Source organism: Enterobacter sp. N5-15 (assembly GCF_057221635.1).
Genome location: NZ_CM170150.1, coordinates 582,288 through 605,685, shown reverse-complemented (window position 1 = coordinate 605,685; position 23,398 = coordinate 582,288). Strand labels below are relative to the sequence as shown.

Annotated in this window: 18 protein-coding genes and 1 pseudogene; 10 read left to right on the top strand and 9 right to left on the bottom strand. The window is 59.3% G+C overall.

What is annotated here, in order from left to right; genetic code table 11:
* Positions 1-2: 2 nt before the first annotated feature.
* From AC2TE5_RS02820 to AC2TE5_RS02800, 5 genes and pseudogenes are all read right to left on the bottom strand, one after another.
* Positions 3-5,585, bottom strand: a complete 5,583-nt coding sequence (locus tag AC2TE5_RS02820) for a trifunctional serine/threonine-protein kinase/ATP-binding protein/sensor histidine kinase (RefSeq protein WP_484612622.1) — start codon at positions 5,583-5,585, stop codon at positions 3-5.
* Positions 5,586-5,594: 9 nt separating this feature from the next.
* The gene (locus AC2TE5_RS02815; RefSeq protein ID WP_047646549.1) at positions 5,595-5,975 is read right to left on the bottom strand and encodes a response regulator transcription factor; all 381 of its coding nucleotides are present in this window, start codon (positions 5,973-5,975) and stop codon (positions 5,595-5,597) included.
* A 23-nt stretch (positions 5,976-5,998) separates the two neighbouring features.
* Positions 5,999-6,258 (bottom strand): annotated as a pseudogene (locus AC2TE5_RS02810) (XapX domain-containing protein).
* Positions 6,255-6,476: a DUF1427 family protein gene (locus AC2TE5_RS02805; RefSeq protein ID WP_193940819.1), complete on the bottom strand. Its 222-nt coding sequence runs from the start codon at positions 6,474-6,476 to the stop codon at positions 6,255-6,257. Before AC2TE5_RS02805 ends, AC2TE5_RS02810 begins: the two are co-directional and overlap by 4 nt.
* Positions 6,477-6,537: 61 nt before the next feature.
* Complete coding sequence (locus tag AC2TE5_RS02800) at positions 6,538-7,224, bottom strand: hydrolase (RefSeq protein WP_008501349.1); 687 nt, start codon at positions 7,222-7,224, stop codon at positions 6,538-6,540.
* A gap of 218 nt (positions 7,225-7,442) precedes the next feature.
* Between AC2TE5_RS02800 and AC2TE5_RS02795 the strand changes: the two genes are divergently transcribed.
* From AC2TE5_RS02795 to AC2TE5_RS02770, 6 genes are all read left to right on the top strand, one after another.
* A complete protein-coding gene (locus AC2TE5_RS02795) occupies positions 7,443-9,314 on the top strand; it encodes an amidohydrolase (protein ID WP_484612621.1) in 1,872 nt (623 codons plus the stop codon).
* Positions 9,314-9,721 carry a DoxX family protein gene (locus tag AC2TE5_RS02790; RefSeq protein ID WP_248207632.1) on the top strand — a complete coding sequence of 136 codons (408 nt, stop codon included), beginning with the start codon at positions 9,314-9,316 and terminating at the stop codon, positions 9,719-9,721. The genes AC2TE5_RS02795 and AC2TE5_RS02790 overlap by 1 nt, the downstream gene beginning before the upstream one ends.
* A complete protein-coding gene (locus tag AC2TE5_RS02785; protein WP_484612620.1) occupies positions 9,718-11,337 on the top strand; it encodes an MFS transporter in 1,620 nt (539 codons plus the stop codon). Before AC2TE5_RS02790 ends, AC2TE5_RS02785 begins: the two co-directional genes overlap by 4 nt.
* A 30-nt stretch (positions 11,338-11,367) precedes the next feature.
* Complete coding sequence (locus AC2TE5_RS02780; RefSeq protein ID WP_059347236.1) at positions 11,368-12,189, top strand: alpha/beta fold hydrolase; 822 nt, start codon at positions 11,368-11,370, stop codon at positions 12,187-12,189.
* A gap of 128 nt (positions 12,190-12,317) precedes the next feature.
* Positions 12,318-14,378 carry an McrB family protein gene (locus tag AC2TE5_RS02775; RefSeq protein ID WP_484612619.1) on the top strand — a complete coding sequence of 687 codons (2,061 nt, stop codon included), beginning with the start codon at positions 12,318-12,320 and terminating at the stop codon, positions 14,376-14,378.
* Entirely contained in the window at positions 14,375-15,673 is a 1,299-nt protein-coding gene (locus tag AC2TE5_RS02770; protein WP_484612618.1) for an McrC family protein, read from the top strand. The genes AC2TE5_RS02775 and AC2TE5_RS02770 overlap by 4 nt, the downstream gene beginning before the upstream one ends.
* A 33-nt stretch (positions 15,674-15,706) precedes the next feature.
* On the opposite strand, the gene AC2TE5_RS02765 is transcribed toward AC2TE5_RS02770, so the two are convergent.
* Positions 15,707-17,101 (bottom strand): MFS transporter, encoded by a 1,395-nt coding sequence (locus AC2TE5_RS02765; protein ID WP_202761196.1) that lies wholly within the window; start codon positions 17,099-17,101, stop codon positions 15,707-15,709.
* A 50-nt stretch (positions 17,102-17,151) separates the two neighbouring features.
* Complete coding sequence (locus AC2TE5_RS02760; protein WP_484612617.1) at positions 17,152-18,240, bottom strand: cellulase family glycosylhydrolase; 1,089 nt, start codon at positions 18,238-18,240, stop codon at positions 17,152-17,154.
* Between the two features lie 185 nt (positions 18,241-18,425).
* On the opposite strand from AC2TE5_RS02760, the gene AC2TE5_RS02755 reads away from it, so the two are divergent.
* Complete coding sequence (locus AC2TE5_RS02755) at positions 18,426-19,433, top strand: LacI family DNA-binding transcriptional regulator (RefSeq protein ID WP_010427279.1); 1,008 nt, start codon at positions 18,426-18,428, stop codon at positions 19,431-19,433.
* Here AC2TE5_RS02755 and fosA read toward each other — a convergent pair.
* Entirely contained in the window at positions 19,419-19,844 is a 426-nt protein-coding gene (gene fosA, locus AC2TE5_RS02750) for a FosA/FosA2 family fosfomycin resistance glutathione transferase (RefSeq protein ID WP_484612616.1), read from the bottom strand. The two genes, AC2TE5_RS02755 and fosA, sit on opposite strands and share 15 nt — an antisense overlap.
* A 199-nt stretch (positions 19,845-20,043) precedes the next feature.
* Between fosA and trpS the strand changes: the two genes are divergently transcribed.
* Positions 20,044-21,045: a tryptophan--tRNA ligase gene (gene trpS, locus AC2TE5_RS02745; protein WP_484612615.1), complete on the top strand. Its 1,002-nt coding sequence runs from the start codon at positions 20,044-20,046 to the stop codon at positions 21,043-21,045.
* A 49-nt stretch (positions 21,046-21,094) separates the two neighbouring features.
* On the opposite strand, the gene AC2TE5_RS02740 is transcribed toward trpS, so the two are convergent.
* Entirely contained in the window at positions 21,095-21,550 is a 456-nt protein-coding gene (locus AC2TE5_RS02740) for a SymE family type I addiction module toxin (RefSeq protein WP_212474415.1), read from the bottom strand.
* A gap of 35 nt (positions 21,551-21,585) precedes the next feature.
* Between AC2TE5_RS02740 and AC2TE5_RS02735 the strand changes: the two genes are divergently transcribed.
* Complete coding sequence (locus tag AC2TE5_RS02735; protein ID WP_484612614.1) at positions 21,586-21,846, top strand: hypothetical protein; 261 nt, start codon at positions 21,586-21,588, stop codon at positions 21,844-21,846.
* Between the two features lie 4 nt (positions 21,847-21,850).
* Positions 21,851-22,720 (top strand): phosphorothioated DNA-binding restriction endonuclease, encoded by an 870-nt coding sequence (locus AC2TE5_RS02730; RefSeq protein WP_484612613.1) that lies wholly within the window; start codon positions 21,851-21,853, stop codon positions 22,718-22,720.
* Positions 22,721-23,398 lie beyond the last annotated feature (678 nt).

Sequence of the window (23,398 nt, the reverse complement as noted above, 5' to 3'; positions counted from 1 at the left end):
CTTTACCCTTCCTGCGCCGCCAGCGGCAGCGCAAACGCAAACACCGTGCCGTACGGCTCCCGGCGGCGCGCGCTCAGCTTCCCGCAGTGGCGCTCGATGATGCTGGCGCTAATGGTCAGCCCCATCCCCATCCCCTGCGCCTTGGTGGAGTAGAACGAGTCAAAAATCTGCTCCAGCCGCTCGGGCTCAATGCCGCTCCCGGTATCGGCGATCTCGACGATCACCTTCCCGTCCGCGTTGGCGGTGCTGAGGGTAATGGTGCTGGCGCGTCCCTTCACCTCGGCCATCGCCTCAACCGCATTCATCACCAGATTGAGCAGCACCTGCTGGATCTGCACGCTATCGCCGGTGATAAAGCTGTCCTGCGCCCTTAACAGATAATCAACGCTAATGTGTCGCTGCTCCAGCTCGCTGCGCGAAAGCGTGATGATATGGTGGATCAGGTAGTGCATGTCGATGCGCGAGAAGGTGGGATCCTGCTTGCGCGTCAGGGACTGGATGCTGCGAATGATCTCTCCCGCCCGCGCGCCTTCCGCGGCGATCTCCTCCAGCCCTTCGCGCACCTTATCCAGCCGGGCGGGCTCGCGGCTGAGCCAGCGCAGGCTCGCCCCGGCGTTCGAAACGATCGACATCAGCGGCTGGTTGATCTCGTGGGCGATGGAGGAGGTCAGCTGCCCGACGGTGGTGGCCCGGGAAACGCGCGCCAGATCCGCCTGCGCGACCCGCATGGCATCCTCCGCGGCGCGCTGGCTGGTGATATCGGTGATGATGCCGTAATACTCGTTCACCTCGCTGCCCACGCCTACCGGATCGCCAATCCCGAGGAGGTAGCGCGTTGAGCCGTCGGTACGCTTAACCCGAAACTCCGCGCGCATGGAGAGCCCGTCTCGCACGCTTCGGGTGACGATGGCGCTGATGCGGGCGTAATCGTCCTCATGAACGAAGGTCAAAAACTCCGCCATGGAGATCATCTTTTGCTGCTCGGGCAGGCCGAGAATGCGGGCATACTCTTCCGAGACAAACATCAGATCCTGCTCCAGCTCCCAGCGCCAGCTGCCGGTGTGGCTGATCTGCTCGCCGAGCATCAGCGAGGTCTGGCTGGATCGCAGCTCTTTCTCCACCCGTCGGCGCTGGATGTTCTCCGCCAGCAGTTCGGCGTAGAGTCGCGCCGTCTCCAGGGATACGGCGGCCTGCGCGCCCAGCAGGCTCACCACGCGCGAGTGCTCGGCGGTGAAGACCTCCGGCATCAGGCGGTTTTCCAGGTACAGCACGCCCACCAGCCGCGCCTGTTTGAACATCGGGACGCACATGACCGCCGCCCCCGAGGTCACCAGATAGGGGTCCTGGCTGAAGGGATGAAACTCCTCCGGCCTGCCGGTGCGGATCTCCTGCCCGGTGCGGATCACCGCCGCCAGCACCGACAGCGGCAGGTCGGTCGCCGTCGGCACGTCTTTCAGGATCCGCACCCGCACGCCCTCGGTGCTGGTCCAGGCGCTGGCCTCGATCTCCGGAATCAGGCTCTCGCTCACGCGCAGCAGCAGGCCGCGCTGCGCCCCGGCGCGTTCGAGCAGGATGGTCATCAGGTTTTCGATTAAGCGCTCAAGGTTAATCTCTTCCGACAGCGCGCGGGAGGCTTTGATGACGCTTTGCAGATCGCGGATGGTCTCGTTCTGGGCGAACGCCACCGTGTCGTAGGCGCTGGCCTGCCCGGAGGCCAGCAGGTGCGGGAAATCCTGCTCCAGCTGGCGCACCTTGGCCTGCGCGCCCGCGCGGCCCCAGGCGGCAATCGAGCCGCGGAAGTGCGCGTCCGAGGCGGTCGGGTAGCCGCAGGCCAGCGAAAAGCGGCCCGCCAGCTCGTGGGCCAGAGCGTTAATCGGATTAAACCCGCCCTCGCGGGAGAGCCGGACCGCCTTCTCATACTGCTCGAGCGCAATGCTGTTCATCCCGTCCAGCCGCACGATTTCGGCGTAGATCAGCGCCTCTTTATCCGCGAACGTGCCCGGATTAATGCGCGCCCAGAGGGCAATTTTGTCGTAGTGGGCGTGAATGCTGCGGCGGTGATTCGCCGAGAAGGTCTCCGGCGTCAGCTGACGTGACAGCGCCAGAGCGCTGTAGAGATGGTAATCCAGCAGATGGATATGCCCCGGCGCAGACCACGCGTACCAGCCCGCCATCTCGAGATCCGCCTGCGCGTCGGCATATTCGCCGCAGGTAAAGTGCGCCATGCCGCGATAGAGCCAGTACCAGAACAGCATGGTGGCGTTCTTCTCCGGCGCCTGCTCCGGCGACGCGGGAAGCAGCGCCTCCGGCAGCACCTGCGACGCGGTCCAGGTGCCGATGACCGGCGTGCGCAGAAACTCAACGTAGCCGCGCTGGACCATCAGAATGGTTTCCACGTCCTGGAAGTGGGTTTTACGCACGAACGCCAGGCCGCGATCGATGCTGGTCAGCACCCCGTCCAGGTGATCGCCCCGCGAGAGGAAGTTAATCACCTGATGGCAGGCCGCAAAGCAGGCCATCGTCATATCCCCGTGGGTCACCGCCGAGGTGAAGCAGGCCTTCGCGCACTCGATGGTAAACGACAGCGGCTGGGTCCAGACGCTGAGCTGGTCGAGCGGCAGCAGGGTTTTGGCTTCGAACGCGTCGTAGCCGTGCCGATTGACCAGCTCGCGGGCCAGGGTGCCGTACTGGAACCCGAGGCGGTACTCGGCGTAGCGGTGGCCAATCAGCACGCCAAACCAGGCCATTGCCGTGGTGGACGCGCCGGTAATGCCGTGGTCGAGAGTCAGGTGCATCATGCGGCAAAGCAGCAAAAAGTGCAGGCGCGGGCAGATGAAGCTGGCGCAAATGCTGGCGCTGTAGAGCAGGTTCATCACCGCTTCGGTTTCCGGATTATCCATCCGCGACGGCTGGGCAAACAGGTTTTGCGGCGCGTCGGCCGTGCGGTTGCAAAACAGCGCCCAGGCCTCGTCGCAGTCGGCATCTTCCGGATAGCGGCTAATCTGGATCCCGAAAATCCCCAGCCAGCAGAGCGCCGCCTCCAGCGCCAGACGGCTGTCCGACTGGCGAATGTACACCTCCACCAGCAGGTTGGCCGCCAGCGCCTTTTCGGTCAGCCCGCCGGGGCAGCCGAGAATGGCGTCACACAGCTCGCGGGTGCGCTCCAGATGGCCCAGCGCAAACTCGCAGCCCGCCTCTTCGATGTCGAGCATAAAGTCCGACACCGTCCCGGCGTTGCCCAGCGCTCTGGCGGTCTGGATATAGCCGAGCGCCGAAAGGTAATCTCCCGAACGCTTCGCGCGTCGCGCGGCCAGCAGGCTCAGCTCGCGGAACATCTGGCGCTGCGGCGCGGGCTGGATGCTGTCCAGCGCGGCCGTAACGTGGTGAACGGCGCGGAACAGCAGCTCGTTCCCCGCCGCCTGACGCGCGGCGTCGGCCAGCAGGCTGGCGGTCGTCAGGTGAATATGGCTTTTCTCATGCCGTTCCAGCAGCGCAAAGGCCGCCTCCTGCACCCGGTCATGGGTGAAGGCGTACTTTTTTTCCGTCAGCACGATGAGCTGGGCCATCACCGCCGGGTGCAGCGCATAGCGCATTTCCGCCATCGACATGCCGACCACGCGGCAGATCATCTCCATCTCGCCCGTGCCGCCGAGGCAGGCGATGCTGCCCAGCAGGCGGCGCGTCTCGTCGGGCAGCTCTTCGAGCTGCTCCAGCACCAGGGTGACGACGTTTTCGGTGTAATGCCTGGCGCGGATCGCCTGCAGATCGTAGTGCCACTTGTCCTGATATTTGTTGTGCACCACCAGGCCGTCATCAACGATGCGGCGGAAAAACTCGTGCACAAAGAGCGGGTTACCGCCCGTCTTCTCGTGGATCAGCGTGGCGAGATCGGTCGTCGCCGCGCTGCGGGTGCGAAATACCGTCGCCAGCCAGCGCGCCACCGCTTTCACGGAAAGCGCCTGCGGGACAATCTCGCTCGCGTTTTGCGCCGCTTCCGGCAGGCTCGCCAGCAGCGCCTGCAGGGCGGCGTCGGACACGGCGCTGATATCCCGGTGGGCCGCGACCACCAGCAGCGGAACAGCGCCGCAGTTCATCAGCAGATATTTGAGCGTGTGCAGGCTGGCGGCGTCGCTCCACTGGAGATCGTCGAGCACCAGCACCAGCGGGCAGCCCTGCGAGGCAAAGGTTTTTACCAGTGCCAGCACCATATGGCTGAAGCGCGCCCGGGCATCAATGGAAAACGTATCCGCCGAGAAGCGCGGCTTGCTCTCAAGCAGCAGGCCCAGCTCGGGCACCAGGCTGACGGCCAGCGCCTCGTGCCCCTCCAGGGCGCGAGACAGGCGAATTTTCCACTTCGCCACGTCCTCTGCGGGCAGCCCCAGCAGGTGCAGCGTCAGGGTGCGGAACGCGGAGCTTAATACGCCGTAGGGCAGCGACGGCGAAAACTGGTCGACTTTGCCCACCGCCAGCAGCACCGTACGCTGCTGCAGCGTTTTGAGCGCCGTCGCGATAATTGAGGATTTGCCGATCCCCGACGGCCCGCCGATCGTCACCAGCTCCGGCACCAGGTTCTGCCCCACCCGCTCAAACGCGGCAATGACGTCGTTCGCCTGCGGATGCGTCGCGAACAGGGAGTCCGCCAGATGGATCGCCGGGGTGCGGTCCTGCTGGCCGGGAGTAAAGGCGACGATCTCGCCTTCGCAGGTCAGCGTCGCCTGGCAGCGGCGAAGGTCGGCAATCAGCCCGTCGACCGTCTGGTAGCGGTTATCAGGATTCTTTTCCAGCAGCTTGAGGATGATGGTCGACAGCATTCCCGGCACGTCCGGGCGGATCGCGTCCGGGGCCAGCGGCGCCGAGGCAATATGGTAGTGCGCCCAGTTGGTCTGTTCGTCCTCCCCCAGCTCAAACGGCAGGCGTCCGGTCAGGAGCTCATACAGCACCATGCCGAGGCTGTAGAGATCGCTTCGGCCGTCAACGGGGCGCTGGGTCCGGGTGGTGTGCTCCGGCGACATATACGCGGGCGTACCGCCTGAAACGGCAAGCCGGGTCTGGGTGACGGCTTCGGAGAGACTGCTGGAAAGGCCAAAGCTGCCCAGACGGCAGGTGGCATCGTGATGAACAAAAATACTGCCGGGCTTGATATCGCCGTGGATCAGGTTTTGCAGATGCATCTGGCGCAGGGGAACGCAGATCTGGATCGCCATCTCGATAAAGCGTGCGATCCCCGAGATCGCCCTGCCCGCGCGCCGGGCCAGCAGCTCAAACGCAAACGGGGCGTAGACCAGCGCGAAGCGCCCCCGGTACTGGGTGGAGGCAACGGCGCGGATGGCCCAGCTGTCCTGCAGCAGGTCGCGCAGCGCAAACTCGTTTTTCAGCAGCCGGGTGGCCCGCTCTTCCTCTTCGTCGCTCACCGCGGTGGCGATAATGAACGAGCCGCCGGAATGGGGATGTCGCGCGTGCATCCAGGCGATACCGCCCTCCTGCGCCAGCACGGTAAAAATCACATCCTCTTTAAGGACAAAAACCCGCCCCTGGTGAAGATTCCCCTGGGCGGGCCAGAATGCAGGCTGCTCGTGTTCGTTCATCCGCGATCCTTATTGTCGGCGGGCCAGCTCCCGCTGAATATGATCCAGCAGAATATCGATGTTAATAGGCTTACGCAAAAATGCAGCGGCGCCCAGATTAAGAGCGTACCGCTGCATATTTTCATCAGCATGACCGGAGATAAAGATCACGGGCGGAGGCGGTACGGCCAGCAGCCGGAGCTTGTCAAACAGCTCCAGACCGCTCATGCCCCGCAGCTTGATATCGGCGATCACCAGCGCCGCGCCGGACAGGGCGAGCGGATGGCTCAGAAATACCTCTGCCGAATCAAACGTATCGGCGGCATAGCCTTCCGACTCCAGGAGATTACTCAGCCCGCTGCGGACGGAACGTTCGTCATCAATGATGGCAATGCGCCACGGCAGCGTCATGCTGTCTTTCCTCTGGTAAATCATTAAACGTCGCGATCGTCCTTCGCGGGCGCAGGAGGCGCCGTGCCGCTGATTTTCGGTACGCATTCGTGACGAAACCAGGCGAGGTAAGCGGTTCGCGACTCAATAAACGCCGTCCCACCGGGATGAGCTGTTCGCCCACCAGCATGCCAAACAGGCCAAGCAGGGCGACAACCGGCGGCGCCGGGGAATGGACGTTGAGCAGAGCGTAAATTACCCCAGCAACCACGCCGCACACCAGCGAAATTATCCATGCTTTCATGACGACGCTCCCGTCTGCGATTTAGCCTGCGGAACGGTCACCTGAGGAGGCAGCGCGGCGTCGCGGGATAACAGATGGCGCGTCGCCTGTTCGCCCGCCAGCATCCCGAGCAGGCCAATCAGCGCCAGCGCGGGCGGCGCGGGGGAGCGCACCTTCAGCACGGCATACATCAGGCCAATCAACACGCCTGCCGCAAGGGATATCAGCCCAGTACTCATTGTGAACTCCAGAGAAAGAGGCAGCGGCGAGCCGGATGAGGGACCAGCCCGCCAGCGGAACTTAGCGAGCCGGGACCGGCGCTAAGGTGCGGTGCTCGCTCTTCTGGCGAGACGGCGCTTTGTGCACCATGGTGTAGGCGTAATCCACGCCCATGCCGTACGCGCCGGAGTGCTCGCGTACGATATCCATCACCGCGGTGTAGGTCTCTTTACGCGCCCAGTCGCGCTGCCACTCCAGCATCACCTGCTGCCAGGTCACCGGGATCACGCCCGCCTGGATCATGCGCTGCATCGCGTAGTCGTGGGCTTCTTTGGAGGTGCCGCCGGACGCGTCCGCCACCATATAAATTTCGTAGTCGCCTTCCAGCATCGCGCACAGGGCAAAGCTGTTGTTGCACACTTCGGTCCACAGGCCGGCAACCACCACCTTCTTCTTGCCGTTAGCCTTCAGCGCGTCGCGCACCTTCTGGTCGTCCCAGGAGTTCATGGAGGTACGCTCCAGGATGTCCTGGCCCGGGAACACGTCCAGCAGCTCCGGATAGGTGTTACCGGAGAAGCTTTCGGTCTCAACGGTGGTGATGATGGTCGGGATGTTGAACACTTTGGCCGCTTTCGCCAGCGCCACGGTGTTGTTTTTCAGCACCTGGCGGTCAATAGACTGCACGCCAAACGCCATCTGAGGCTGGTGATCGATAAAGATGATCTGACAGTTCGCAGGGGTTAACACTTCGAGCTTTGAAGAGGTCATAGCATTTTCCAGTGGTTAAGGGTGAAATCGCCGCGAGCGCCGCGACGATAAAATCATCCTCATCCTGCGGTTTTCCGTCCCTGCGCGTAATTATCTCTTCGTATAGTTAACCTTAGGTATAGTTATACTTTGGTATACCTATCCTATTGTATAACTGGATCTTTGCCGAAACCGGTTCCCATAATCCTGACCATTCCCCTCTCAGTCAGGAGCAGTTTATGGTTACCCTCGGTAAAGCCGATCTCATTCTGGTTAACGGCCAGTTTCACACCGTCGATCGCGAAAACCCCGTCGCGGAAGCCGTTGCCGTGCGCGACGGAAAATTTCTGGAAGTGGGTACCGTCGCCGAGGTGATGCAGCACCACTGCGACGGCACTAAAGTGGTCGACTTAAAAGGCCACACCGCCATCCCCGGCCTGAACGACTCGCACCTGCATCTGATTCGCGGCGGGCTGAACTACAACCTCGAGCTGCGCTGGGAAGGCGTTCCGTCCCTGGCCGACGCCCTGCGGATGCTGAAAGAGCAGGCCCTGCGCACGCCGTCGCCCCAGTGGGTGCGCGTGGTGGGCGGCTGGACCGAGTTCCAGTTTGCCGAGCGCCGCATGCCGACCCTCGACGAAATTAACGACGCCGCGCCGGACACCCCGGTCTTCATCCTGCACCTGTACGACCGCGCCCTGCTCAACCGCGCCGCGCTGAAGGTGGTCGGCTACACCAAAGACACGCCGAACCCGCCGGGCGGGGAGATCCAGCGCGACGCCAACGGCAACCCGACCGGGATGCTGATTGCCCGCCCTAACGCCATGATTTTGTACTCCACACTCGCCAAAGGGCCGAAGCTGCCGCTGGAGCAGCAGGTCAACTCCACCCGCCAGTTCATGCGCGAGCTGAACCGCCTGGGGCTGACCAGCGCCATCGACGCGGGCGGCGGCTTCCAGAACTACCCGGAAGACTATGAGGTGATTGCGGAGCTGCACGAGAAAAAGCAGATGACCATCCGCATCGCCTACAACCTGTTTACCCAGCGTCCGGGCCACGAGCTGGAAGACTTTGAAAAATGGACCGACATGCTCACGCCGGGCCAGGGCAGCGACTTCTTCCGCCACAACGGCGCGGGCGAGATGCTGGTCTTCTCCGCCGCCGACTTTGAAGACTTCCTCGAACCGCGCCCGGACCTCGCGCCGGGCATGGAGGACGAGCTGGAGCGCGTGGTGCGCCATCTGGTGGAGCACCGCTGGCCGTTCCGCCTGCACGCCACCTACAACGAATCCATCAGCCGCATGCTGGACGTCTTCGAGAAGGTGAACCGCGACATTCCGTTCAACGGCCTGCACTGGTTCTTCGACCATGCGGAAACCGTTACCCAGGCCAACATCGACCGCATCAAAGAACTGGGCGGCGGCATTGCCGTCCAGCACCGCATGGCCTTCCAGGGGGAATACTTTGCCGAGCGCTACGGCATCGAAGCCACCCGCCACACGCCGCCGGTGGCAAAAATGCTCGAGACCGGCGTGCCGGTGGGCTTAGGAACGGACGCCACCCGCGTGGCGAGCTACAACCCGTGGACCGCGCTCTACTGGCTGGTCTCCGGCCGCACCGTCGGCGGGATGCAGATGTACGACCACAGCGCCCGTCTGGACCGCGATACCGCCCTGATGCTCTGGACCCAGGGCAGCGCGTGGTTCTCCAGCGAGCAGAACCAGAAGGGGCAGATCAAGGTCGGCCAGCTCGCCGATCTGGCGGTGCTGAGCAAAGACTACTTCCGCGTGCCGGAAGAGGAGATCAAGGGCATCGAGTCCGTCCTGACCGTGGTCAACGGCGATATCGTTTACGCCGCAGGCAGCTTTGGCCCGCTTTCCCCGCCTGCCATTCCGGTCCTGCCCGAGTGGTCCCCGGTGGTGAAGGTGCCGGGCCACTACCGCAGCGCGCCGCCGCAGGCCGCACGCGTGGGCATGAGCGCCGTCCACCACTGCAGCGGCCCGTGCGGGGTTCATAGCCACCAGCATGATTTCGCCCGCACGTCAGAGATGCCGGTGTCCGACGATAATGCTTTCTGGGGGGCGCTGGGCTGCAGCTGCTTTGCATTCTGATGAAAAACACCTTTACCCCGCCCCGGGTCGACCTGGGGCTGTTCTTCCTGCGCCTGACCGGCAGCCTGCTGCTGCTGTACGTGCACGGCCTGCCGAAGGTGCTGCACTTCAGCGAAGAGCTGACGCGCATTGAAGATCCGTTCGGCTTCGGGCCTTACGCCAGCCTGATCCCGGCGATTGTCGCCGAGGTAATTTGCCCGCTGTTTATCATTGCGGGCGTGTACACCCGCCTGGCGTGCCTGCCGATTATCGCCGTGCTGCTGGTGGCGATGCTGGCGGTCCACCCGAACTGGTCGATTGCCGAAGGGCAGTTTGGCTGGCTGCTGCTGATTATCTTCACCACCCTCGCCCTCACCGGGCCGGGCCAGTGGCGGCTGCAGCGTAAGGCAACGGAGAGGTTCGCATGACCCAGGTTAACGACGTTCGCGACGCACACGTCGAGACGACGCCCGCATCGGCGGTTTCGCCCTGGCAGCCGCTGAGCCAGCCGGTGTTCCGCATGCTGTGGATCGCCACGGTGGTCTCTAACGTCGGCTCATGGATGAGCGACGTCGGCATCAACTGGAGCATGCTGACCCTGAGCGCCGATCCTTTGGATATCGCGCTGGTACAGGCGGCCAGCAGCCTGCCGATGTTCCTCTTCGCCCTGCCGTCCGGGGTGATGGCGGACATCGTCGACCGACGTAAATACCTGCTCTTCTCCCAGCTGTGGGTGTTCATCGCCGCCGCCGGGCTGACGGTGCTCTCCTTCACCGGACACGTCACCCCCGCCGTTCTGCTGGTGGCGACGTTTCTGCTGAGCGTGGGGGCGGCGATGAGCTCGCCGCCGTTCCAGGCCGTGGTGCCCGATCTGGTGAGCAAGCCGGAGCTGGGCGCCGCCGTGGCGCTGAACTCGCTCGGGGTGAACATCAGCCGGGCGATTGGCCCCGCGCTGGGCGGTTTTCTGCTGTCGCTCGCCGGACCGTGGATGGTGTTTGCCCTCAACGCGCTGTCCGTGGTCGGCGTGGCGTGGGTGCTGTGGCGCTGGCGTCCGGCCCCGTCCATTCAGCGTCTGCCGCCGGAGCACTTCTTCTCGGCGGTGCGATCCGGGATTCGCTACGTGCACGCCGCGCCGGTGCTGCGCAACGTGCTGGTGCGCACCGTGGCCTTCTTCGTTTTCGGCAGCGCGGGCTGGGCGCTTCTGCCGCTGGTGGCGCGCCGCGAGCTGGGCTTAGGCCCGGCGGGCTACGGCGTGATGCTGGCGTGCATTGGCCTGGGGGCGATTGCCGGGGCCATCCTGCTGCCGCGCCTGCGCCAGCGGCTGAACGCCGACCGCCTGATGGTGGCCGCCAGCCTGACCTTTGCCCTCACCATGCTGGCGCTGGCATTTGTGCGCCACGTCTGGCTGCTTAACCTGTTTGAGTTCTTCACCGGCTTCGCGTGGATTGCGGTGCTCTCCACCCTCAACCTCGGCGCGCAGCGCAGCGCCGCCCGCTGGGTGAAGGCCCGCGCGCTGGCGGTCTACCTGACGGTGTTCTTCGGCTCGATGACCGCGGGCAGCGCCATCTGGGGGCAGATTGCTTCCCGCTTCGGCACCCCGACCTCGCTGGTGGTCGCCACGCTGGGGATGGTGCTGGCGAGCGCGACGGTGTTCCGCTGGAAGCTGGGGAAAGATCCGGACCTGAACCTCGACCTCAGCGGCCAGCCGCTGGACGGCGTGGAGATTGACCTGCCGAACGAGCGCGGCCCGGTGCTGGTGTCGCACGAGTACATCATCGACCCGCAGAACACGAAGGCCTTCCTGGAGGCGGTTCACGAGCTGCGCCGGGTGCGCCGCCGCGCCGGGGCGATGAGCTGGGCGGTGTACGAAGATATCGAGCGTCCCGGCCTGTTTATCGAGACCTTCCTGATGGGCTCCTGGATTGAGCATCTGCGCCAGCAGGAGCGCCACACCATGAATGACCTCCTGCTGCAGAGCCGCGTTCTGGCTTTTCATCAGGGCACAACATCACCGGCTATTCGCTACCTGGTCGCGCCGGTATAACCATAACCATCACCTGCACAGGAACACACTATGGCAACGTTTAAGGCAAAAGACGGCACGCAGATTTACTACAAGGACGGCGGCGCGGGCAAACCGGTTCTCTTCAGCCACGGCTGGCCGCTGGACGGCGACATGTGGGACAGCCAGCTGAACTACCTGGCCGAGCGCGGCTTCCGCGCCATCGCCTTTGACCGTCGCGGGTTTGGCCGCTCGGATCAGCCGTGGAACGGCTACGACTACGACACCTTTGCGTCCGACATCAACGACCTGATCGTCACCCTGGACCTCCAGGACGTGACGCTGGTGGGCTTCTCCATGGGCGGCGGCGACGTGACGCGCTACATCAACAACTACGGCAGCGCGCGCGTGGCCGGTCTGGCGCTGCTGGGCGCGGTGACGCCGATCTTCGGCAAATCCGACTCCTTCCCGCAGGGCGTGGATCAGAGCGTATTCGACGGCATTCGCGACGGACTGCGTAAAGATCGCGCCCAGTTTATCAGCGACTTCGCGACGCCGTTCTACGGCATCAACGCCGGGCAGACCGTTTCCGCCGGTGCCCTGACCCAGACGCTGAACATCGCCCTGCTGGCGTCGCTGAAGGGCACCATCGACTGCGTGACCGCGTTCGGCGAAACCGACTTCCGCCCGGATATGGCGAAAATCGACGTGCCGACGCTGGTGATCCACGGCAGCAACGACCAGATCGTGCCGTTTGAAAGCACCGGCAAGCTGGCGGCAGAGATGATCAAAAACGCCACGCTGAAGGTGTACGACAACGCGCCGCACGGCTTCGCGCTGACCCACCAGGACCAGCTCAACGAAGATCTGCTGGCGTTTGTGAAGTCGCTGTAAGTTCCCGGGACTGACGCCAAAAGGCGTCAGCTATTCCCGTTCATTCCCCCTGAACAGGCAGTGACGCTTCACAGATAATTCTTATAAGATAAGGAAAATATTCTCCTCTTTTCGCTCTGGAGCAGGTAATGGTTCAGGAACGTACCGACGTACTCTCATTTTTCACCTCTCACACGGCCAATAACGATACTTATAGCCCCGAGTGGGGACCGTCTTTTCGCGCGCTCCGTCAACAAGTTCAGAATGAACGACCCAACTTCTCAGACGAGACGCTTTATGAGCTTTGGTACAATCGCTCCAATGGAGTCGCCAGTGTCAAGCAAGGCGGTATGTCGATAAATGAATTTAACGGCGCAATAGAGGAGCTACGCGAGCTTTCTCGCCAGATGTCTAAAGAATGTACACGCACCAACTATGAGCAGGTGATTGGACAACTCAAGGCGCTCAAAGACCAAAAGATCCTGAAAAAAGTATACTGGGCTCTTTGTCATCGTGCGTTTGCCGTTATGTATCCAGAGCATATAAGCAATATCGTCAACACTGACGCATTTTTCCGGATCTACAACTACTGTAACAACCGCTTTGATTTGGGCCTGTCTGGCGAGGGCGATTGGTTTGACCTCAACATGGAGCTTAAAGAGGCATTAAACCAGGCGATCGGATCTGAGATTGATTCCAGCACGCTAAATATGTCGCTCTGGCATCTGTACGCACATTTCATCCTTGAGAAAAATGATACCCTGGTGACGCCTGACAGTACGGGTGATGATGAAGACGAACAAGGCTCCGAACCCCACGATCTTCAGCTCCCCAAAAACCGCATTCTGTATGGACCTCCAGGTACAGGTAAAACCTATAAAACCATCGATATTGCCGTGCGCGCCTGCGAGCCTCAGGCATATGCCCGACTGGACGGAAAAGAAGAGAGTGAACGCCGACGCGAGCTAAAGAAAATTTATGACCGCCTGATGGGAGAAAACCGAATCCGCTTTATTACTTTTCATCAGAGCTTCGGCTACGAAGAGTTTATCGAAGGATTGCGGGCAGAGACTACCGATGACGGCAACGTACGTTACGACATCAAGCCGGGAATTTTTAAACAAATTTGTGATGACGCCGCCTTTGGCAACGCAGGTGCGCTGCGGACTTTGGATAACGCACTCGTACAGTTACAGGAGCGGCTTTCGGAAGGAGAGAGCATTACGCTCCGCACCCACAACGGCAATCCGTTCCGTGTGACCTACAAAAGTGAAACCGCTTTTGGGATTTTCCCGGAGCACAGTAAAAAAGAGGATCTGGGTCAGGGCTATAATGCGTACCTCAAGGACATTCGCGCCTGGTATCAGGATAACAATGCCAAAATCCATAACGTTTCTTATGTACGAGGGATCCTCGCGTATCTGGTCGAAAAGAGTGAGATTCCGGCCACACCTGCGCAGTCAACAGGCGGTAAACGGCAAAATTTCGTGTTGATTATCGACGAAATTAACCGCGGCAATATTTCTAAAATTTTCGGCGAGCTCATCACGCTGATTGAAACTTCTAAGCGTGCAGGCGAAGCAGAGGAACTCAGCGTTTCACTTCCCTATTCTGGTACATCGTTTAGCGTTCCCAATAATCTCTACCTTGTCGGTACGATGAATACCGCAGATCGCTCCCTGACGGCGCTTGATACCGCTTTACGCCGCCGCTTTGAGTTCGTTCCTATGTTACCTGACACCAGCCTACTGGCAGGCACGACGATCAAGGGAATTGAGCTTGAACGTCTGCTGGAAACTCTTAACGCAAGGATCCAGGCGTTGTATGACAATGAACATACGCTGGGGCACGCCTTTTTCATGCCGGTTATCCAGGTTAAACATGACGAAGACGCCGCCTTCGATCTGCTTAAACGCATTATGAAAAACAAAATCCTCCCGTTACTGGAGGAGTATTTCTACAACGACTGGCAAAAAATTCGCCTGGTTCTTGGAGACAACCAGAAAAAGGACGATAGCTTACAGTTCGTTTCATCGATAAACAGTGAAGGGAACTTCCTGCGGTTGTTCGGTGCTGATGCAGCTGAGGATTTGCAGGAAGCAGGGATTAGCTATCACCTTTCCAGCGAGTCGAAACCGGTATGGAATGATCCGCTTGCGTACCGCCAGATATACGCCCCAGCAGCCATTCGCCAGGAGAGCGAGGAATGACACCCGGTCGTTACTGGACGATTTTTGAGCATGGTTATGTGATTAGCGATAACGATCGGAGCCGCGTCGAGCATGCGATCGCACTGCCGGATACGCTTTTTCAATGGCTTGTACAACGCTGTTTAAGTGATAACGCAGAGTATGACGGCCGGCTGCTTACCCTTCGTTCTGTGGGTCGGGTTCAGGCATTGCAGGTCAAAAACTACGTAGGCGTAATTGCGCTGCCGGGCGGTGCGTTTATTGAAGTGTTGCCGAAAACGGGCAATGACAACGCACGAGAACAGTTGATGATGATGCTGCGTACCCTGAAAACCTTCCGACATATTGCAACGACATCCGCCAGCATTCAGACCTCGCGTATGCCACTGATGGATATTTTTATTCAACAATTTATCAGCAGCGTTCAGTCGATCCTCCAACAGGGTCTTAAACGGGACTACCTTCGCCAGCAGGATAATCTTGCCTGGATGAAAGGCAAATTACTGATTTCAGCGCAGCTAACTAAAAACAGCGTTCGGCGCGATCGTTTTCAGGTGGAATATGACGAATACAGCGTCAATCGGCCCGAAAACCGCCTACTGAAAACGGCTATCGATAATGTCTCCCGCCTGACCCACAACGCTGAACTCGTCAGACAACTTCAGTCGTTACGATCAACCTTTGAGACCATTCCGCCCGTGGTAGATGTCGCGTATGCTTTTAGTCAGGTTCGCCTGGACAGGCATATGCATCATTATGAGCAGGCACTGGAATGGGCAAAACTCATATTACTGGGCGAGTCTCCTCACTGTATGCAGGGTCATGCCAATGCCATATCGCTACTCTTTCCAATGGAAGCGGTTTTTGAATCCTTCGTTGCCGCATGGATGCGGCATCATCATCATCGACATTATCGGATTGATACTCAGGCCAAAGCGCACAGTCTCGCTCGCTACCACACGAAGGATATGTTCAGGCTCAAGCCAGATATCTGGCTTCGCCCGCATAACGACACGACGCATTCTGCAGTTATCTGCGATACGAAATGGAAGAAGATTAAGCCTCATAAACCTGGCTTTAATATTTCACAACATGATCTGTATCAGATGCAGGCCTACGGGGTGAAATATCTCGATAACCGTGGCGATATGTTACTCATCTATCCGGAATACGAAGATTTTAGTGATGCTCTCCCTCATCCCTTTGAACTTCATAATCTGGAGGGTCATGCGCTACGTCTGTGGGTCGTCCCCTTTGCCATCGGAACCAGCATTCTGAACTCGACACTCTACCTCCCTAAAGCATTGAATCTTTAAAAGCGAAGCCTGATGGCGCTTCGCTTATCAGGCCTACAAGGGCTGGTCCTGTAGGCCGGGTAAGGCGCAGCCGCCACCCGGCGCTTTCGCAGACGCGTTCCGCTCCGCCAGCAGCCGACAAATCTCCGCATGCTTCTCCTCGGTGAAGGTAAAGCGCGACATAAACACGATGCGGATCAGCGACCCAATCGCCGGCAGCAGGCAAATCCCGAAGAACAGCCCCGACAGCACGCCTTCGCTCTGGATTTGCGCCTGCGGCACGTAGCCAATCATCGTCAGAAACACGCCGATTAACCCGCCGCCCACCGCCACCGACATCTTGCCGGTAAAGGTCTGCCCGGAGAAGGTGATCGCCGCGCAGCGCTTGTGGGTGTGGTACTCCGCGTACTCGATGGTGTCGGCAATCATCGACGAGGTGAGGATGTTGGTCATCATCACGAACAGGGTGCTCAGGCCAAGCAGAATAAACAGCATCGTCACCTGCTGATACCCGACAAACCACATCACCACGCGCACCGCCACGTCCAGCCCGCAGAGGATCATAAACAGCTTCCGCTTCTGCATCCGGCGCGTCAGCATCGGCGCAACCAGGCACAGCACCGCCGCCACGATCCCCATCACGCCAATCGCCATCTGCAGGCTGCCGTCGCCCAGGTTGTTGATAAAGAAGTAGATATACAGCCCGCCCGCCACGTTATGAAACACGCAGAAAAAGAACGACAGCAGGACGATAAACAGCGGCTTGTTCTGACGCAGGTTGTGGAAGGTATCCCGGATGGTCACCTTTTCCGGGCTCGGCGGCACGCGTTCTTTGATCTGCATAAAGCCGTTGAGCATCAGCGGCAGGCCCACCAGCATCATCACCAGCGCCGCCATAAAGTAGCCTTTATCGTTGCTGTACTGGGCGAAGAACGCCGCCAGCTTCGGGAAGAAGATGTTGGCGCAGGCAATCCCGGCGTTGACACCGAGCATCGCCGCCGTCACCGCGCGGGTGCGCTGGGCGGAGTCGTTGGTCATCACCGACGACATCGACCAGAACGGGATATCGGAGATGGCGTACAGCGTCCCCCACAGGATGTAGGTCACCCCGGCGTAGAGGATTTTGGTGGTCATGTCCGCTTCGATTTTATAGAACGACAGCAGCGTGACGCCGGTGATCAGCAAAGGCGCGATCAGCAAAAAGTGGCGAAACTTGCCGAACCGGCTGTTAATGGTGTCCATAATGCTGGCAAACAGCGGATCGTGAACCGCGTCCCACGCGCGGGCAATCAGGAAGATGGTGCTCGCCGCCAGCGCCGAGATCCCCAGCACGTCGGTGTAAAAATAGTTAATAAACGAACCCACTAAACCAAAGCTAAAACACTGACCTAAACCATAGCCAAAATAAGACCACAACTCGCGAGACGGTATTTTCATTGTCGTTGCCATTGTTATATGCCTGCCTGGTTGCCCGGCGGTGGTCCGCCGGGTCGATATTATTAGCCCTGAACTTTCGGGGCGATCTTGCGCAGCTGCTGCATTAATGCGATTTCACGGCGCGAGAACGGAATGCCGTTCTCCTCGAACACGTCGTGGAACCAGAGGCGGCAGTAGTCCGTGGACTCCTTCATCACCACCGGCCACGGCAGCCACGTCTGGGTTTTGCCGCGCACCAGCCCCCACTGGTACGGCGCGACCTTCGCCGCGTACATCAGGGGAAGCTGCTCTTCAATGGTGCTGCCCACGTGGCGCGCCAGCCATTCGGTGCAGAACAGCGGACGACCGAGCTGTTGCAGCTGCTGAATAATCGCCGTCATGCGCCCCGTGTGGGTGTAGGCGTGGAAGCTCACCACGTCCGAGAGCGCCAGCGCGGTCTGGTCCAGCGGGTGCCGGAAGAACGTCTCGCCCTCCTCCTCCGGCGGCAGACGCCACGCGCAGACGGTGAGCGGCTGGGTTGGGTCTTCTTCACGCACCCACTGGAACGCCAGCTTCATCAGCGCGTGGGCGCAGGTCTCCAGCTTCGCGTCGTACTGCACCTCCTGCGTGCCGGTCGCGAAAATGCCGCGGTTGCCCGGCTCGTTATAGAGATCCCACAGCAGGACGCGCCTGTCGTCGCGGAACTGACGGACAACGTCGCGGATATAGCGCTCAATGTCTGACCAGCAGTCGGGATCGCACACCCTGTCGCGCCCCGGGCTCGCCGCCGCCTGGCTGTTGTGCTTGCCCGGTACGGGCGGCTTTTGCGGGCCGAGGTACGGCTCGTCGCCGGAGAAGCCGCAGTCGTCCATCAGGGTCAGCATGGTGCTGAACCTGTGGCCGTCGGCAATCGTTAAAAACCGGTCGATGCGCGCCATCAGCCCGTCGCGGTCGTGCTCCCAGACGATAAACGGCAGGTTGATGCGCAGGGTGTTGTAGCCCGCGTCCGCCGCCCAGCTTAGCTCGCGCTCGATGGTTGCGGTATCGAAGGTCTCTTCCTGCCAGATATCGGTCCAGTTCACCGCCGTCGACGGCAGATAGTTAAACCCGCACAGCCAGCCTTTTTGCTCGTACCACGCCTGTGCCTGCTCCCTGCTCCACTGCTCTTTCATTACGCGTCCTCTTACTGATAATATTTAGCTAATAAATATTATCTGCAGGATAAATGCGCAAATCACGGCGTTTAGAAAAGCGACGGCTCTCACAAAGTTCACGCTTCGATGAATGAGAAACGTGATCGACGGCGCGTAAGCGTGCGGTTAGGGTATGATGCGAAGTCGCGAAAGGGAGAGGACGGATGAAGCGAAAAACGAAAGTGACGATGAACGATATTGCGCGGGCGGCGGGCGTGTCGCAGGCGACGGTATCGCTGGTGCTTAACCAGTCCCGCAACATCAAGCTCAGCGACGACACCCGCCAGCGGGTGATTGGCGTCGCTACCGAACTCGGCTACGACCGCCTCCCCGCCGTTCACGCCCCGCGCAACCAGGAAGAGATCGCCCTGCTGGTCAGCTCCATGCAGAGCTTCGACCCGTTTATCGACGCCATCAGCCAGGCGCGGGAAGCCGCGTGGCGCAACGAGACCCTGCTCACCGTCTACGACTACGGCGACGACATCGAGCTGGCGCTGAACATCATCCGCCAGCTGGAGAAGCGCAACTGCATCGGGATTATTCTCGCGTCTCCGGTCACCACGCTGGTGGACATGACGGCGTTCCAGGACTGCACCCGCATTCCGCTGGTGCTGCTCAACCAGCGCGACCCCGGCTCGCCGCTGCTGCCGTCGTTTATCCCGGACGACTACGCCAACGCCTTCCAGGTGACTAAACACCTTATCGCCTGCGGGGCCACGCGCATCGCCCACATCACCGGCGAGAGCTGGATGGAGGCCTCGCGCCAGCGTCTGGCGGGCTACCAGGCGGCGCTGCAGCAGGCCGGACTCGCGTGCGACGACGGCCTGGTGCGCCAGACCAACTGGCAGTTCAGCGAGTCCTTTACCGCGACGACCTCCCTGCTGGAACTGGCCGAGCGTCCGGACGCCATCTTCTGCGCCAGCGACTGGCTGGCGATTGGCTGCTATCAGGCGCTGGCGGTGAACGGCGTGCGCATCCCGCAGGACATGCTGCTGGCGGGCTACGACGACCAGAAGATTTCCGAGCAGCTCACCCCGCCGCTGACCAGCATCCAGCTGCCCTACAGCGAGCTGGGACGGCTTGCGGTGGAGTACCTGTGCAATCAGGAAGATGCCGCCACGCACGTGACGCTGGCGGGCAGGCTGAAGGTGCGCGCCTCAAGCCTCGTCTGAGGTAAACACCATGCCCGCGTAGGGCTTCTCGCGACACGCCGCCAGCCGCGCGGCGAGGCTGCCCACGTGCAGCTCCAGCTTGTGCCCGTCCGGGTCGAGAAAATAGAACGACGCCCCCTCGCTTTTGTTCTGCTTCCAGACGGTGACGCCCGCCTGCTCAAGCTTGTTCGAGAACTGTTCAAAATCCGCCTCCGCCACGGTAAACGCGTAGTGGGTGTAGTCGCTCTCCTGCGGCGGCACGTGCTGGCGCGCCTCGTCGAACGACAGGCAGACCCACAGATCGCCGCAGGTGAGGTAGGCCCCGGTATTCCAGCGGGCGTGCAGCGCAAGCCCCAGCAGCTCGTGCCAGAAGGTGACGCTTTTTTGCAGGTCGCTGACCGCGAGGGTCAGATGGTTGAGAGATTGCAGCATGACGTGCCCTTTTGTTTTTCGCGCCGGACGTGATACGGTAAAGAGATGAACATAAACCACGCCGTGCTCACCGTAAACCGCTGGTGGCTGCCTTCTTAAAGGCGGCACGGAGTAGTTTTCCCCATTTTCAGATAGCCGCCGAAAGGCGGCTTTCACATTTCTAAGACTCCTTTCGGCAACTGCACATTAAGGAGTCTTTATGAACAAGCAAACCATCCTCACCGGCGACCGCCCAACCGGCCCGCTGCACCTCGGCCACTTCGTCGGATCGCTGCGCCAGCGCGTGGCGCTCCAGCAGACGCACAGCCAGTTTGTGCTGATTGCCGACCTGCAGGGGCTGACCGACAACGGCAGCAACCCGCAGAAGATCCGCGACAACATCCCCGAAGTGCTGGCCGACTACCTCGCCGCCGGCATCGACCCAAACCTGACCACGATCTGCCTGCAGTCCGCCCTGCCCGCCCTCGCCGAGCTGACGATGCTGTATATGAACATCGTCACCGTCGCCCGCGTGGAGCGTAACCCGACGGTGAAAAACGAGATTGCGCAGAAGGGCTTCGCCCGCTCGCTGCCGGTCGGGTTTATGGCCTACCCCATCAGCCAGGCGGCGGACATCACCGCGTTCAAAGCCGAGTGCGTGCCCGTCGGCGACGACCAGCTGCCGATGATTGAGCAGACCAACGAGATTGTGCACAAGATGAACAGCCTGCTGCCCGCCCCGGTGCTGCGCCACTGCAAGGCGATGCTGAGCGACACCAGCCGCCTGCCCGGCATCGACGGCAGCGCCAAGATGTCGAAATCGCTCGGCAACACGCTGCACCTTTCGGCCAGCGAAGAGACCATTCACCGTGCGGTGAGCGCCATGTACACCGACCCGAACCACCTGAAGGTGAGCGACCCGGGGCAGATTGAGGGGAACGTGGTGTTTACGTACCTCGACGCGTTTCATCCGGACAAGGAGAAAGTGGCGGCGATGAAGGCGCACTATCAGGCGGGCGGGCTGGGCGACCGGGCGTGTAAGAACGAGCTGGAGGCGTGCCTGCAGGAGCTGATTGCGCCGATGCGGGAGCGGAGGGCGATGTATATGCGGGATAAAGGCGAGCTAATGGCGATGCTGAAGCGTGGGACGGAGCGGGCGCAGGGGGTGACGCAGGGGACGTTGAGGGAGGTGAAGGTTGGGCTGGGGGTGCCGGTGTTTTGAGAGCGGCTTAAATATAAATAATAATCCCGGCACAGGGCCGGGATATTTATCAGGCGTTGCGCTTAATCACCGGAATATCGCCGGTGTCATTTAACGCACCCGGAAACGTTTTTAACCACTGTGCGACTTTCTGCTTATTTATATTCACCACGCTCATACCTTCCAGGCATCCCCATAATTCTCTTGTATGCTGCGGGGTAATCACAATGCAGTCTTTCATGGCGCGGATTTTTACAGGCATGCCGTCGATAAAGCCCGCGCGGGTTAACCAGTCGCCGCCAAGGAGAAGGTATTTCATGTCTATGCGTGCATACAATTCGCAGCAGGCGGCACTGTCCTGCGGCGTTTCCGCGCGGGGATGGACGGGGGCCGCATTGGTCTGGTTGCCGTGCAGGCGGCGGGCGCTGTTTTTGCGTACCAGCTCGCGGTTTTCAATCATGCCAGTGAAAGCGTCTGATTCTGTTTTGCAAACAGTAAACTCTGGCTTAAAATTCGTCGCAGCCATTTTCAACTTCTCCGTAGTTGTTGGTGGTTAGCGGTATGGGGGTGTTGCAGCACCTTCATATCGCGAATTCTCTCTTTAAATATTCTTTGATACTTCCTTTGCCGTTCGGCGTAATTTCTGGTGCTCATTATACAGGGCTGAATATAAATACAGCGGTTTTGGGTGGGGGAAATTTGGAATTTGCGAGGGGGATTCAGGAAATAGGGTTGGGTGCGGTAAAGTCATGTTTTATTGATTGCGGGTTGATTGGTCTTGGTTTTGCGAGCATCATCGCAATTATTTACCTTCTTCCGTAACGCGATGGCTTCCAGTAAAACTCTCGAACAGACAATTGCCGACATCACCATCTGGCGCAAAGGCGAACAGCGTGCGCCGCACAAGCCTTTATTGCTTCTGTACGTGCTGGCGAACTATCAGCAGGGGCATGCGCGATTGTTTGATTATGGAACCGAGGTCCACGAGCAGCTGCTTGGCCTGTTAGAACGCTTTGGTCCACAGAGGAAGACGCATTACCCGAATATGCCTTTCTGGCGGCTCAAAGGGGATGGATTTTGGGATCTGAAGAATACTGAGTTCTGTTCGACCATTGGCAGTAAGCAACCGCCCGTTAAAGAACTTGTGGAACATAACGTCGCAGGCGGGTTTGATGAAGAACACTTTGCGCTACTGAGTAAGAACAAAAACCTGATCGGCTCGCTGGCGCAGCAGATCCTTGAAGCGCACTTTCCTGAAAGCATTCAGGAAGAGCTCGCGGATGAGATGGGCTTTGATATCCAGCAGATTCGTAAGGTTCGAGATCCGCTGTTCCGCCAGCAGGTGCTGCGAGCTTATAACTATGAGTGTGCAATCTGCGGGTTTAACATGCGACATGATAACGCCTCTGTTGGACTTGAGGCTGCGCATATTAAGTGGAAACAGTTTGGCGGACCGTGTGAGATCCCGAACGGACTGGCGCTGTGTGCGATTCATCATAAGGCGTTTGATAAGGGATCGATTGGGCTTGATGAGAGTATGCGGGTGCTGGTGTCTGAAGCGGTGAATGGGGGCGGGATTGTTGGGCAACTGTTCTGGGATTTTGCCGGGAAGCAGATTGCGCTGCCGATGGGGAAAGGGAATTATCCTGGCGAGGAGTTTGTGGAGTGGCATCGGAGGGAGGTTTTTAGAGGATGAGTTCGAAGGTCGGGCTCGAACATTTAGAATATCCTTCTGATTTTAATGCATATTTTATTGGCATTACATTTGCGCACCATAATATATAACAACAATGAAATCTTCTATTGCCTTATGGTATCTAAAAAAGCTTACCTTATCTAATAATAAACTTGATTGATTATTTGTCATGATTATCTCAAAAGAATAACAGAGGAGATAAGCTAAAGAGATGCGTACACTAAACATTTAAACGCAGTTCATCCGAATAGAAAATAACTAGCACATGCTCTTGACATTCACAAACTAACGCACATTTATAATACTTATCAAAAAGTTCCACATGGTTTTAATGTGATATGGAATAGTAACTCACAATTACTTATTGAAGGGTTAATTAATAGAGGCTGCGTGTAAATGCTGATGATCAACCAGAAGCATCAATTAAAATTGTACAAAAAACACTAAACACTAAACACTAAACACTAAACACTAAACACTAAACACTAAACACTAAACACTAAACACTAAACACTAAACACTAAACACTAAACACTAAACACTAAACACTAAACACTAAACACTAAACACTAAACACTAAACACTAAACACTAAACACTAAACACTAAACACTAAACACTAAACACTAAACACTAAACACTAAACACTAAACACTAAACACTAAACACTAAACACTAA